Genomic DNA, 15006 nt, shown 5'->3' on the forward strand with positions numbered 1-15006 from the left:
TGATTGCTATCATTTTATAGATTTTCTGATTCATATTACGTCAAAAAAGGTATTGAAAATATTTATTCTGGATATTTTCAATACCTTTTTTCTAATGTAGGAAAGAAGTTGGGATTTTTGATTTTACTTACTAAAAGTTTATTCTTATAAAAAAGATAAATATTGATAATATGGCAATATTATTATTAAGTGTAATGACCTTGAAAAATTTAAATATATCTTTTAAGAAATAAAAAAAGAACCTACCTAGGTTCTTTTTTTATAGTTGGTAAATACGTAATTAACTATAGATGGTAATAAAGATAATATTTTGGATATCTTTAATCACTTAGCTGGTTTCTATTGGTAGAATCCTTTTTGCTCACGTTTCATAGATACAGAATAAATTTTAGCTTACTAAATTGGATGAGTTAACTTCTGAGAATCTTTAAGCTGAATTGTAAAAACTAGTTAGGGACATAATGAAAAAGTTGGTTTAACTGAGCTCACAGTATTTTTAGCGATGAAATTTCGTTGAATATAGTATAAGATATCTCATATTCCATTGGACCTATAGCCTATTTTCATGATTTATCCGTACAATTTTACGAGGCATAGGCAAAGAAATCCTTTACGGCTTATTACCATCTATTGTTCGACTATGATAATATCATAACAATAAAGCGTTTACAACTGAAAAACAAAGATAATATATGAACATTCGACTTTTTTCGACATGGATTATTTTATGAAAATGCATCAAAAAATCAAGAAAATATGTAATTTCCATTACAAATCTATTATGTTTTGCTTCTAATTGTGTAATTTAACTGTATATTTATATGATTTAAGTTATATATCCTATTCTTTTGAGTGTTAAGTTGGAATTGAGTTCTTTGGCCATTTCTTGAACTACCCCCACTTTCACTTCGTTTAGAAGTGAGGGATTCCTAATCAATTAGAGTTCTATCGAACTCTAATTGATTAGGCTAACCCCGCAGTCCTTGCGGTTAGAAGCCTTATCGCTTCATTCTTTAGATTGATACTTGCGTTAATATCCCTATCATGATGTGTACGACAAGAAGGACAGTCCCATTCACGTAGGTTTAGATTTTTAACGTCTTTATTTTGATATCCACAACAAGAACATAATTGGCTGGAAGCAAATGTTTTCGATGCGACAATGACTTGTTTGCCATACCATTTTGCTTTGTATTCTAACATGGATCGAAATTGCGACCAAGATACCTCACTAATTGCTTTTGCTAACTTATGATTCTTTAACATATTCGATACTTGCAAATCCTCTATACCGATAACATCGTGGTTTTTGATGATTTCAGTTGAAATTTTGTCCAAGTAATCTTTTCTAGCATTTGATATGTATTCATGAATTCTAGCTACCTTTACTCGTTGTTTATTCCAGCGAGAAGATCCTTTCATTCTTCTAGAAAGAACACGCTGTGCTTTCGCCAACTTATCTTCTAATGATCGGAAAAACTTCGGATTTTCATAGTGTGTTCCATCTGACAAAATAGCGAAATCTTTTAGTCCTACATCTATTCCAATGTAAGAATGTGTTTTCGGAAGTTCTTGTACTTCTGTTTCAACTATTAGTGACACAAAATATCTACCAGAAGGGTTCCGTCTAACTGTAGCATTTACAATACGCCCCTCTACTTCGCGACTTTTGGCAAATCGAACAAGGCCTAGTTTCGGCAACTTTATTTTGTTCCCTACAACGGCAATGTTTTCATTTGTTTGTTTTGTGGTATAAGATTGTACGTTGTTCTTCTTAGATTTAAAGCGCGGTGCGCTGTTTTGTTTTTTGAAAAAGCGTGTATAAGCATCCGCAAGGTTGCGAACAGACGACTGAATCGCAATACTATCCACTTCTTTTAGCCAAACAAGCTCTTTCTTCATGGCAGGTAGTTTGGCAGAGCATGTACCATAGGTCAAGCCTTTTCCTGTCTCTTTGTATGCTTGATCCCATAAGGATAGGAAATGATTGAATACAAAGCGAGAACACCCAATCGTTTTGTTGATTAGAATTGCTTGTGCCTGATTTGGATAGATACGAAACTTATAGGCTTTATTCATCATTATTTGATTCACCTCCATTTCGGTATATGACTATTATACACCAAACGTACATTCGATAGGTAGTGGAGTAACACTTTCTGTATGTCGAACAATTAAGATGGCTTCCTGCCATCCCTTGTTCGAAGCCAATTCATCTCCCCCCTACTCACTGGGCTGTGCCCTCCACGCTCCTTGAGGAAGGAGTCTTCTTGGCTAAAATGATAAAACTACTTATCTTATTAAATTAAGTAGTTTTATGAAGTATCCCAGTTTATAGAGCAGGATAATTATAATTTCAAAATATAAAAACTTTTAGCCATTGTTATTTCATTACCTATGTTTAGTTCTGTAATCCCAGTTTTAGAATAAGTCTTTGTTGAAGAATGTATACAATAGAATATCAAGGTTCTATTAGATGAAATTCTGAAAAGTAAATTACGTACAGTGCTGGAGATAGAAGGTTTTTTAAAACGGCAAAAAATTAGATTAACATTAGACTGTGTGAACAAATTGAACTATAAATAAGCAGCTGCACTAGTAACAGTATTAAGGCTTATTTTGCTACTCTTCCATATAATGCTTCTAGAAGCTTTAATTTAAAAGGAATTCCATTTCTATTCGTACAAAATTGACACTCCTCCCCTAAAGTGGCCAACTAACGTCAGTAGGATTCTTGCTACCAAAGGCCAAATCCATTTCTTGTACCGCTGAAGTGTAAAGATTGCGGTGTGCCATCACCAATCCCACAACAGACCGTATAGTTTCGTAGGCTATGGTACTGTGATCATACCGTACAGATTGTTGGTTCTCAAATGTATTTACGTCTTTTGCATGACTATGAATAAAGTATACCTTGTTTTGCTATACAAAAACGATGAGTTCATCCCAAGTCTAAAGACGGACTAAAGTCCTGCGTAGGCTTTTCTATACCGTAAATTCTGTGAACGGTATTTTAAAATTGTGGTAACATGAGCCTAGATATAATATATTCAACAAATATCTTAGGATGCATGAGATATAGGACATTCCTTTGGCAAGGAAGTCTCTGCCCTTAATGACCGTGAAGCGTCTCATCCTAGTGAAAGGGATAGGTAATAATTATTGTTCTTAAAATTCTGAATTTTATATATTTTATTTATACAAAGTAATTTGTTACTTATTTTATATTTTATTGTTAGAATGGATACCAAGTTGTAGGAGGTGATTTACATAATTACCAATATTATCTTTTCAATTTTAGAAATATGGAGGAGGGACGAGATTGTTAAGTAATATTTTTTTCTTTGATTAGATTTAGTAATATCATTAAAATTTATTTTTTTGTATATGATAATTAAAAAATAAAAAAGGATACACATAAAAAGGAGATGCTAATAAATGAAAATACCTTGTTTTGTTATGCGTGGAGGAACGTCAAAAGGATTATTTTTTTTAGATAAACATTTACCTTCAAATAAATCAATTAGAGATGAGGTTATTTTAAAAGCGTTAGGGGCAGGAAATGCTCGTGGTGTTGATGGGATGGGTACGTTAGATCCTTTATCAAATAAAATTGCAATTATTCGAATTTCCACTACACCAGGAATAGATATTGATTATTTATTTTTACAGGCGGATTTAAAGAGAAGGATATTAGACGATAGTGTAAATTGTGGGAATATAATTGCAGCTGTTGCTCCTTATGCAGTAGAGAGCGGATTGATTAAAGTCGGGTCAGGAAAAGAAACTATAACAATTAGAAATTTAAATACAAATGTAATTGTTGAATCAACTATAGCCACTAAAAACGGAAATGTTGTATATAACGGAGATATTAAAATTGACGGTGTTCCGGGTACAGGAGCTCCGATAGATTTGAATTTTAAAAATTCAATCGGCTCAGTTACAGGGAAGTTATTTCCTACAGGTGCAAAAACGGATGTTATTAATGGAATTAATGTATCTTGTGTCGATGTATCAGTGCCATTAATTATAATTCGAGCCAGTGAATTAGGAATTATAGGAAATGAAAGTCCAGATGTGTTAAATGCAAATAAAACATTTTTACATGACATTGATCTTATTAGAAAAAAGGTGGCTTGTCTTGCAAATTTAGGTGATGTATCAAATAAGGTCATCCCTAAGATTGCGGTAATTTCAAAACCTAGGGAATCTGGCACTATTACATCAAGATATTTTATTCCTCACCAATGTCATAGCACTCATGCAGTAACAGGATCGCTCGCATTATCAGCAGCCATAAAAATTAATGGTACAACTGCATACCATGTTGCAAAAAATAATGATTTAAATAAAATGAAAAAATTGAATCAAATTATAATCGAACACCCAGCGGGGAAAATTCAAACAGAATCAGTTATTGAGGAGTCATCTAATGGATATGTAATTAAGAAATCTAGTATTACACGAACAGCAAGGTTACTTTTTAAAGGCGAATTAATAATACCTTGATCAATGCATTGTTTTTCTTGATATAGTTTTAATGGCACATTTTTTAAGCACCGAGAAATTTAAAGAATAACGTTTCTCGGTGCTTATATTTATTAAGGAGGCTTAAATTAAATGGATAATCTTAAAAAAGCGACATTTTTTATGGTTCTTTCAGGAATTAGCTTTTCACTTTCTGGATTTTTTGCAGAACATGCTATTATATCAGGAGATTTCTTTGTAACTTTAACAGCAAGGTTTTTTATTCCTTTTCTATTCTTAGTCCCTTTTATTATAAAAAGAATGGGGAAAATTTCATTTTGGAGTAATAGTTATAAACAATTACCTCGAGCTTTTTCTATTACATTTTCACAGGCATTATTTTTTTTATGTGCAGCTAAAACCTCACTTTTCATAGCAATGGTTTTATATAATACAGGTCCTATTTTTATCTGTCTTATTACCCTTTTTTCAAAGACGAGACGTGCGACAAGAGCAGAAATATTGGCAGCATTTGTAGGTTTTTTTGGAGTGTTTCTTGTTTTAAAAACCGGTGGTATTGATTATGAATCATTCCTTTATTTGGGGGTAGGTTTACTTTCAGGATTATCCTTAGCATTTTCACAATTTTTTTTACATAGAAGTGCACAGACGGATGATAATCTATCCATTATGGCCTATACATACCTATATGGAACAATAATATCGGGTGTACTCTCTGCATGTTTTTCAAAGGGGAATTATATTGGTGTATTTACGAATAGTACAATGGTACTAGTATTTTTATTTTTAATGGCAATGGGAAGTTTAGGGAATCAATGGTTTAGAGGAAGGGCGTATAAGTTAACTACGAGAATTTCAAATTTATCTGCGTTGTTATATTTAAACATTTTGTTTTCACTGTTACTAGATATATTGTTTAATAATAGTATTCCATCAGTTATTCAAATTACAGGTGCTATTTTTGTGATGGGTAGTGCTGCTATTCCAATTATAGTACGTGTAAATAAACAGCAAACAGAACAAAGAAGGGCAGCAAGTTCATAAAAAATAGAGTAGATAAAAGGTTTCCTTCCACAAAAACATGTAGCAGTTGTGAAAGATATGTCATTGTCTGAACAAGTATATTCTTGTATATACGGTGCAAATCTTCATAGAGATTATAGTGCAGTTATTAACAACAATGAAGCAATAAGCCTATTAGCATGAATATTAATAAAGTAGCCTTTGGAACAAGAGATTTAGTTCGACCGTCTTAGGATGAATTTCTTAGCTATTAAAAGCAAAGACTAATCGAGATGAACTCACTTCGAACAGTTTGTTAGAAAGCCAAGTGGCGAATAGTAGACCTGACCTAGATTCGAATATTCATTAAATTTAGGATGTTATAGAGAAAAACGTTATATTTATGTATATTTTTGGAAGTTCCTGTGTTGTAATTCACTTTGTGAAGCATTCTAAAGTTCATCTCTTTACAGTTTTTTACCTTATTATTCTCTATGTATAATACTATTGACGAAGAGAGTGTATATCCTCTCTTCTTTTTTTATCATTTTAGCCAAGAAGACTCCTTCTTCAAGGAGCGTGAAGGGTCCTAGCCCAGTGAGTAGGTGGGAGATGAATTGGCTTCGAACAAGGGATGGCACACAGAAAGTGTTACTCCACTACCTATCGAATGTACGTTAGGTGTATAATAGTCATATACCGAAATGGAGGTGAATCAAATAATGATGAATAAAGCCTATAAGTTTCGTATCTATCCAAATCAAGCACAAGCAATTCTAATCAACAAAACGATTGGTTGCTCTCGCTTTGTATTCAATTATTTCCTATCTCTATGGAATCACGCATACAAAGAGACAGGAAAAGGTTTGACATATGGTACATGCTCTGCCAAACTTCCTGTCATGAAGAAAGAGTTTGTTTGGCTAAAAGAAGTGGATAGTATTGCGATTCAGTCGTCTGTTCGTAACCTTGCGGATGCTTATACACGCTTTTTCAAAAAACAAAACAGTACCCCGTGTTTTAAATCTAAGAAGAACAACGTACAATCTTATACCACAAAACAAACAAATGAAAACATTGCTGTTGTAGGAAACAAAATAAAGTTGCCGAAACTAGGTCTCGTTCGATTTGCCAAAAGTCGCGAAGTAAAGGGGCGTATTTTAAATGCTACAGTTAGACGTAACCCTTCTGGCAAATACTTTGTGTCATTGTTAGTTGAAACAGAAGTGCAAGAACTTCCGAAAACACAATCTTACATTGGAATGGATGTGGGACTAAAAGATTTCGCCATTTTGTCAGATGGAACCATCTATAAAAATCCGAAGTTTTTTCGATCATTAGAAGAGAAGTTGGCGAAAGCACAGTGTGTTCTTTCTAGAAGAATAAAAGGATCTTCTCCCTGGAATAAACAACGAGTAAAGGTAGCTAGAATCCATGAATACATGGCAAATGCTAGAAAAGATTACCTGGACAAAATCTCAACCGAAATCATCAAAAACCACGATGTTATCGGTATAGAGGATTTGCAGGTATCGAATATGTTAAAACATCATAAGTTAGCAAAAGCCATTAGCGAGGTATCTTGGTCACAGTTTCGGACCATGTTGGAATATAAAGCAAAATGGTACGGCAAACAAGTTATTGTCGTATCGAAAACCTTTGCTTCTAGTCAATTATGTTCTTGTTGTGGATACCAAAACAAAGACGTTAAAAATCTAAACCTACGTAAATGGGACTGCCCTTCTTGCCGTACACATCATGATAGGGATATTAACGCAAGTATCAATTTAAAGAATGAAGCGATAAGGCTTCTAACCGCAAGGACTGCGGGGATAGCCTAATCAATTAGAGTTCGATAGAACTCTTTACTTAGGAATCCCTCACTTCTAAACGAAGTGAAAGTGGGGGTAGTTCAAAGATCTTGTATTTCTTTTTTAGTGAATAGCTTTTTAGTCATTTTAAAATTTCTCCGGTTCTAAATTTTCTTTCTATAATACAAGAAATACCCTATCGAATAGATTTTTTTACGGTCTATTTAATAGGGTACATTTTATACAGATATTTACTTTTATAATAAGTGTGCAAGTTTTGTAATAGTGCTCTATTTATTCTAATTGGAGTATTTAAGCTAGATACTCCTATATGGATATGTAATTTTACATATCCATATAAAAGACAGATATGTATTAATCACTATTAAATTATATTGATATCATTTTTAGGTGAGGGATTCATTTAGATATAAAGGAATTAATGGATTTTTATGTTTAATTATCATAGTATAATTATTTCACTTTATGAAATGAAATTTGGATTTAACTTTTTTTAAATATAATATTATATAATTTGAATGAAAAAATATCTGAAAAATCAAATTTAATCAAAGCGATTTTCTGGTTTACTTATGAAAAACATAGTGTTTAAAATGAGGGGGAAGTAAGCTCCTTATATTCTATCAAAAATAAATAAAAAAAAGAGATGTAATTACTTTTTTGAAAAAATCTCTATCTTCAAGTATGTGTGAAGAAATCCTAACGTTAGGTTGTACAACATTTACGATCAAAACTTGTAAAAAACAATAGTGAAGAGGTGTACGGAATGAAGAATAAAATTATGACAGGATTTTTAATAACATCAATCGTTACTGGAGCGACTATTCCTATCAATACTCTCGCAACGCCAATCGTTCAGGCAGAAACAAAACAAGAAAATATAGATATTTCCTCAGCATTACGAAAAATAGGTGCACACTCCAAATTAACACAAACCTTTATCGATGGAGCCTTATCAAGTCCGAATGTACAACTTGAAGAAGTTCCATCTTTAAATACAACTCAATTTCTAATTAAACAAGATATGAAAGAGTGGTCATCCGAACTTTATCCTAAATTAATTCTATTAAATTCAAAAAGTAAAGGATTTGTAACTAAATTTAATAGTTATTATCCAACATTAAAAGGATTTGTAGATAATAAGGAAGATAAAGAAGGGTTTACAGATAGACTGGAAGTCCTTCAAGACATGACCATCACAAACCAAGAAAGTGTGCAACGTCAAATTAATGAGTTAACAGATCTAAAACTACAGGTAGATAAGAAGTTGAAAAATCTTGATACTGATGTGGCAAAAACACAGAGTGTCCTTAATTCAGAGGGAACAGGAAAAATAGATAAGTTAAAAAATGAAATGCTAGATACAAAAAAATCAATTCAAAATGATTTACAGCAAATAGCGTTATTACCAGGAGCTTTAAATGAACAAGGACTAAAGGTATTCCAAGAAATTTATAGTCTATCAAAAGATATCATTGAACCGGCTGCTCAAACAGCAGTAGTAGCGTATAACAAAGGAAAAGAAATAAACAATGCTATTGTAGACGCAGAGAATAAAGCAGAGCAAGAAGCAAAAGAAAAAGGAAAATCAGCTATAGAAATTGAGGCTGCCAAAAAAGAAGCACGTGAAGCGATAGAGAAAAGTAAAAAAGGTGAAATCGCTGCAGCTGCAGTTACAAAAACGAAAGAGTATGATCTTATGAAAGTAATTGATCCTGAAAAAATTAAAAAAACATATAATACTTTTGCTGAAATTAATAAACTAACAGCAGAGCAACGTGCATATTTAAATGATTTAGAGAAACAAAATCAGAAATTATATGACTTAACGACTAAATTAACAGTAGCAGATTTACAAAAATCAATGATTCTTTTCATGCAAAATGATTTGCATACATTTGCTAACCAAGTAGATGGAGAAATTGAGCTAATGAAACGTTACAAAGAGGATTTGGATCTAATAAATAATAGTATTACAAAATTATCGACTGAAGTTGATACCAATAACACCCAGTCTCAAAAAGATACATTAAGACGATTAAAAAGTGTAACAACTCAACTCGAAGAACAAGTTTATAAATTTTAATATTAAGAAATTAGGTTTAATAAAAATATTATAACGCAACTGAAAATAAGGAGGAGAATCAAATGATGAAATTTCCATTTAAGGTTATAACTTTAGCCACTTTAGCAACGGTTATAACTGCTACGAATGGTAGTACTATTCATGCACTTGCACAAGAACAGACAGCTCAAGAACATAAAATAGAAAATTATGCGTTAGGACCTGAAGGGTTAAAGAAAGCGTTGGCTGCAACTGGCTCTCATATTCTTGTAATGGATTTGTACGCAAAAACTATGATTAAGCAACCGAATGTAAATTTATCCAACATTGATTTAGGTTCAGGAGGAGGAGAATTAATCAAAAATATCCACCTGAATCAGGAACTGTCACGAATCAATGCAAATTACTGGTTAGATACAGCGAAGCCAAACATTCAAAAAACAGCTCGTAATATTGTAAATTATGATGAGCAATTCCAAAATTATTACGACACATTAGTAGATACTGTAAAAAAGAAAGATAAGATGAGCCTTAAAGAAGGAATAGGGGATTTAATCGATACAATTCATACAAATTCAAATGAAGTTACTGACGTCATTAAGATGTTAGAGGCTTTCAAAACAAAGTTGTATACAAATACTGTAGATTTTAAAAATAATGTTGGTGGTCCAGATGGACAGGGAGGATTGACGGCTATATTAGCGGGAAAACAAGCACTAGTCCCACAACTTCAGGCCGAAATTGAGAATTTACGTTCTACACAGAAATCACATTTTGATAATGTATTAGCCTGGTCAATTGGCGGTGGACTAGGAGCAGCTATTTTAGTTATTGGAACGATTGCAGGAGCGGTAGTAATTGTTGTGACTGGTGGTACAGCTACACCAGCTGTTGTTGGCGGTCTTACAGCTCTAGGAGCAGCTGGTATCGGTTTAGGAACAGCAGCTGGTGTCGAGGCATCTAATCATATGAATTCTTATAATGAAATTTCGAATAAAATCGGAGAATTAAGTATGAAAGCTGATCTGGCTAATCAAGCGGTTATTTCACTTACTAATACGAAAGACACTCTAACATATTTGTATCAGACAGTGGATCAAGCAATAATGTCTCTAACAAGTATTCAGCAACAATGGAATAAAATGGGGGCTAATTATAAAGATTTATATGATAATATCGATCAAATGCAAGAACATAAACTTTCGTTAATACCTGACGATTTAAAAGCTGCTAAACAAAGTTGGAATGACATTCATAAGGACGCAGAATTCATTTCAAAAGACATTGCTTTTAAACAAGAAAAAACAAACTAAAAATTAATATATATTCATAGGAGGAATTAAAGTGAATAATAATTTTCCTTATAAACTACTTGCTGTATCGACGTTTTTAACCCTGACAACAACTACTGTAGTTTCACCAGTAGCTGCTTTTGCAAGTGAAAGTAAAATAGAACAAACCAGTACGGAAGATATATCTCTTTCTGTAAACAGTGAAAAGATGAAAAAAGCTTTGCAAGATGCTGGGGTATTTGCAAAATCCATGAATGATTACTCTTATTTGTTAATTAATAATCCAGATGTTAACTTTGAAGGAATTGATATTAAAGGATATACAAATCTACCTAGTCAAATTGCACAAGATCAAAAGAATGCAAGAGAGCATGCTACAAAATGGGATGCTCACATAAAAAAACAACTTTTAGATACCCTTACAGGAATTGTAGAGTATGATACCACATTTGACAATTATTACGATACATTAGTAGAAGCAATTAATGAAGGAGATGCAGATACATTAAAAGAAGGCATTACAGATTTACAAGGTGAGATTAAACAAAACCAAGCATATACACAGAATTTAATTCAAGAACTAGCTAAGTTAAGAGATAGTATTGGAGAAGATGTCCGAGCATTTGGAGGTCATAAAGATATCTTGCAATCGATTTTAAAAAATCAAGCATCTGGAATAGATGAAGATGAAAAACGCCTAAATGATGTTTTAGAGCAAATAAGACATTTTAAACAAGTAGAATCGGATGGAATAATAACTGTATCATATCCTTCAATCCCTACATGGATTGCTGGAGGTGTGATGATAGGGGTAGCAAGAAATAATTTAGGTACGTTAGAGCCGTTATTAGTGCAATTACGCCAAACCGTAGACTATAAAATAACATTAAATCGTGTAGTTGGAGTTGCGTATAATAATATTACTGAAATGCAAAATGCAATTGGATCAGCTATTAATGCTCTTACCTATATGTCAGCACAATGGCATGATTTAGATTCTCAATATTCAGGAGTGCTTAATCATATTGATAAAGCATCCCAAAAAGCAGATCAAAATAAATTTAAATTCTTAAAACCTAACCTGAATGCAGCGAAAGATAGTTGGAAAACATTAAGAGCAGATGCGTTTACATTAAAAGAAGGAATAAAAACATTAAAAATGGAAGCTTTTTCTTCAAAAAAATAGGTATATATAGATTTCTTTGCGAAGTCAGCTAAAATAATGGGGTATTATTGGAAAAATGAGAAATAATTACTTGTATTAATAAATTATAATGACAGAGGTATAATAAATATTAAATGCACCCCAATTGTTAAAAACAGTCTAACAATTGGGGTTATAGTTTCTTTATAATTAAATTTACTCTAGAAGAAAAACAAATGCTGTAATACATTATCAAAGATGGAAGTGAGAATATAAAAGATAGTATTAATAGTGATAGGTAAGGTTTTGACGTTATCCCCCCCTTATCCCCCACTTTACACCGTACGTGAGGGAGAGTAAGTAGCCAGCGAGTTACTAAAAAAGTTTAGCATTTTTCTAACTACCTCTCCTAGAACAGGGCATGACAGTTTCCGTGGCACCTAGATAATAGTTCTGCTGAATATCGAATCAGCGCCTAACATTTTCAGTTAGGAACGTGTCACACAATTATAGGATTGAAAATAAGCCGTTCCAAACGAAACGGCAGTTATTTTTAATATTTCTTCATCTGGGCTTATTAGAAAATACGCACTCAACAACAACCAAAAGGAGTAGAGGCCCTTAAGTCGAAGAAAAAGGGGGAATTATTCATAAAGACCAAGAGTCTTAATATACAAGTTGTATTTTCAAACTACATTCAAAAAGAATGGGCTTTTTCAAGTGTCTGTAGAAAAGAACCCTTTATGACGATGCATTTGTGGAATCCTTTTACAAAATCATAAAAAGAGAGCTTATTCAAGGTGCTAAAGTAAATAATACAATTGTACATAAGTAGTCTTAGGCAATTAGATTAATTTTCTTTTTGGACTCATATACCAATATTAAGTTTAATTAACATAGTCAAATGCTGAGTTATATACAAAAAAATTATTTGTCATAATTTTTTTATATAAATGTAAGGATTAAAATGTACATTTTCACTTGTTTAAGCGTGTACAAATTTAATCATTTTCTTTACTAAAATGATCTTTAATTCGATACGATTACCCTACCATGCTAACAACCGTGGCATGATGTAAGAAACGGTTGTTAGCATGGTAGGATCTTGAAAAATTTCGTCTCATGATTTGAAATTTACTTTCGTGGTTAAGATGGTACTACGCTTTTCATACCGCATATCAATGAATTGAAAAATAATTTTGCATCCTCCGGATCAATTGGTAAATATCTGATTTCAGCAATGATAAGTAATTTGTACTTTATATATTGTTTCAATTGGGATTCTAAACGACGCTCTAGTTTCGCACGCTTCAAATTTTTAAGCAAATCATGATATTTAATAAAATTTAGGTGTTGCAGAACTCATAAATATCCAAAAATGAATGCATAAAAAAATCCGTTTTCCTGGAAGAATGATAGTAACCCAAACTATCACTGGAAAGGATGTATTTACTAGTATGATAACCAATTTTGATCAAAAAAATCCATTTTACAAATTTTATTTGCGTATGTAGAAAGTTTAATCATTGGAGAAGTTCCGCCTATTACAGGTCGTCCACTCATTTATAGAAAAACTTTACGTAAATTAACCTGTCTTTTGCATCAATATCCTTTATTTCTTGTATTTTGTGACTTTCCTTTTGTTCCTCGTATCTCTACTTTTTCACGTGTAGGTAACTTGGTTTCAAAACGAAGGTATTCCATTGATTCATAAACAAACTCTTCAAGAGGTGAATTTAGGTTTGATTCCCTGTGTTTTAATCGATAGTATGGCCTTACGGAGGAGTTTATACGATTCTCAAACAAAGAATAGTCTACTCGTTATGGTTGGTATAAGAAATATAAAGCTCATGTCTGTTCTACACCAGATGTCGTATGCATTTACAACAGCGAACGTAAAATGGTTCCTGCATTGCTTTAAGGTATGCAAAACCAAAATGCGTTGTTTCCGTTGCAGATGCTGCTTATGATAGTCAGCACGTTTATGAAATTGCACGAACATATAATATCTTTGTCATGAATCCAATTAAGTCACGGATTGGTGAATAAATTAAGAGTACACATCATTGTGTAATGTCGCATTCTATACAAACCATTTTTGGTAAGCAGCTGATGAAAGAGCGTGGCATATCGATGGCTCATATAACCATTATGCGTAGGTTCATCAATATGGGTCGGAATGATGAAAGAGTATGGAGTCACTTTAAGACAACAAATGACTCCCGGAGAGTCGATGAAACATATATCAAAATGGATGTATCTATTCGTGCAGTGGATTCTGAATACAACACAATTGATTTGTATTTCAGTGAAACAAGAGATACAAAGAATGCAAAGCGTTTCTTCAAGAAAGCTTTTTGGCCTTTTCATGTTTCTAAGCCTCGCATCATTACGGTGGATAAGAATCCGGCTTATCCTATAGCAATTGAACAGTAGAAAAAGAGAAAAACATGCCTGTCGGTATGTAATTTAGACAACAGAAGTACTGGAATAATGTAGTGGAGCAAGATCATCGTTTTATCAAGAAGCGAGTTCGTTCTATGTTAGGATTGAAGTTACTTCGTACAGCTACTTTAATTTTAAGTGGCATCGAAGCTATGCACATGATCAAAAAACAAATTGATTTACGAGATCATTATGTCCAAAACTTTTGAAAAGAAGTTACTAATAGTATGTAGTTTCTTGTTGCCCCTTATATATATCATTTAATTGTTTCAAAAGGTTTTTCAAATATATATTAGACTCGATTGTACAAATTTTGTTTTAAATATAACTGTTTCAAATTTATATATATTGTTGGTAATTTAAAGATTGATAAATAATATTTATCTTTATTTTAGATAGACTTAAATTCGAGTAAACGAAAATATATTAAATGAAGAATATATAACTCATCTTTTTTTTTGTTTATTTTAAGAGTTAGATATAAATAATTCTTTGAATTTCACGCCGGAAAAATTTTCAATTAATTAGTCATACTCTAATGGGATTTTTATTACAGCTTTAGGACTGACTACATCTCCTATCATGAGGATTAGTAGATGTGTATGCATCTGGAACTTGAAAATTATAAAAATATAGGTATGGATATGCTGGTATTAGAGGTGTATGGGAAAGAGATTCACTTAGTTTTATATTACTTTGGCTAACCTTTGTATAAAGAGTATATAGATGTGGTAT

Annotated in this window: 7 protein-coding genes and 4 pseudogenes; 9 read left to right on the forward strand and 2 right to left on the reverse strand. The window is 32.4% G+C overall.

Going from position 1 to position 15006, the window contains the following annotated elements; genetic code table 11:
- Positions 1-963: 963 nt before the first annotated feature.
- The gene (tnpB, locus tag ACXKY9_RS29510; RefSeq protein ID WP_015406625.1) at positions 964-2082 is read right to left on the reverse strand and encodes an IS200/IS605 family element RNA-guided endonuclease TnpB; all 1119 of its coding nucleotides are present in this window, start codon (positions 2080-2082) and stop codon (positions 964-966) included.
- Between the two features lie 1356 nt (positions 2083-3438).
- On the opposite strand from tnpB (ACXKY9_RS29510), the gene ACXKY9_RS29515 reads away from it, so the two are divergent.
- The 7 genes and pseudogenes from ACXKY9_RS29515 to hblA all read left to right on the forward strand — a co-directional run bounded on the left by ACXKY9_RS29515 (position 3439) and on the right by hblA (position 11868).
- Positions 3439-4512, forward strand: a complete 1074-nt coding sequence (locus ACXKY9_RS29515; protein WP_000701098.1) for a PrpF domain-containing protein — start codon at positions 3439-3441, stop codon at positions 4510-4512.
- 111 nt (positions 4513-4623) lie between these two features.
- A complete protein-coding gene (locus ACXKY9_RS29520) occupies positions 4624-5535 on the forward strand; it encodes a DMT family transporter (protein ID WP_000369347.1) in 912 nt (303 codons plus the stop codon).
- 5 nt (positions 5536-5540) lie between these two features.
- Positions 5541-5697, forward strand: a pseudogene (locus ACXKY9_RS29525) (zinc ribbon domain-containing protein); the annotation flags it as partial.
- 518 nt (positions 5698-6215) lie between these two features.
- Positions 6216-7334, forward strand: coding sequence for an IS200/IS605 family element RNA-guided endonuclease TnpB (gene tnpB / locus ACXKY9_RS29530; RefSeq protein WP_000981146.1), 1119 nt, complete (start codon positions 6216-6218; stop codon positions 7332-7334).
- A 757-nt stretch (positions 7335-8091) separates the two neighbouring features.
- Positions 8092-9411, forward strand: a complete 1320-nt coding sequence (hblC, locus tag ACXKY9_RS29535; protein WP_000790998.1) for a hemolysin BL lytic component L2 — start codon at positions 8092-8094, stop codon at positions 9409-9411.
- Between the two features lie 62 nt (positions 9412-9473).
- Positions 9474-10703: a hemolysin BL lytic component L1 gene (gene hblD / locus ACXKY9_RS29540; RefSeq protein WP_000975321.1), complete on the forward strand. Its 1230-nt coding sequence runs from the start codon at positions 9474-9476 to the stop codon at positions 10701-10703.
- Between the two features lie 31 nt (positions 10704-10734).
- Positions 10735-11868, forward strand: a complete 1134-nt coding sequence (hblA, locus tag ACXKY9_RS29545; RefSeq protein ID WP_001063469.1) for a hemolysin BL binding component B — start codon at positions 10735-10737, stop codon at positions 11866-11868.
- Between the two features lie 1001 nt (positions 11869-12869).
- On the opposite strand, the pseudogene ACXKY9_RS29550 reads toward hblA, so the two are convergent.
- Positions 12870-13170: pseudogene (locus ACXKY9_RS29550) on the reverse strand (ATP-binding protein); the annotation flags it as partial.
- A 113-nt stretch (positions 13171-13283) separates the two neighbouring features.
- Between ACXKY9_RS29550 and ACXKY9_RS29555 the strand changes: the two are divergent.
- Positions 13284-13953: pseudogene (locus ACXKY9_RS29555) on the forward strand (ISNCY family transposase); the annotation flags it as partial.
- Positions 13933-14480 (forward strand): annotated as a pseudogene (locus ACXKY9_RS29560) (IS6 family transposase); the annotation flags it as partial. The pseudogenes ACXKY9_RS29555 and ACXKY9_RS29560, both read left to right, overlap by 21 nt.
- Positions 14481-15006 lie beyond the last annotated feature (526 nt).

The sequence above is a fragment of the Bacillus sp. 2175 genome, assembly GCF_057812155.1.

Excerpts from the sequence above, each read along its gene's own strand:
- tnpB (WP_015406625.1), bottom strand. The coding sequence starts at position 2,082 with ATGATGAATAAAGCCTATAAGTTTCGTATCTATCCAAATCAGGCACAA.
- ACXKY9_RS29515 (WP_000701098.1), top strand. The coding sequence starts at position 3,439 with ATGAAAATACCTTGTTTTGTTATGCGTGGAGGAACGTCAAAAGGATTA.
- ACXKY9_RS29520 (WP_000369347.1), top strand. The coding sequence starts at position 4,624 with ATGGATAATCTTAAAAAAGCGACATTTTTTATGGTTCTTTCAGGAATT.
- tnpB (WP_000981146.1), top strand. The coding sequence starts at position 6,216 with ATGATGAATAAAGCCTATAAGTTTCGTATCTATCCAAATCAAGCACAA.
- hblC (WP_000790998.1), top strand. The coding sequence starts at position 8,092 with ATGAAGAATAAAATTATGACAGGATTTTTAATAACATCAATCGTTACT.
- hblD (WP_000975321.1), top strand. The coding sequence starts at position 9,474 with ATGATGAAATTTCCATTTAAGGTTATAACTTTAGCCACTTTAGCAACG.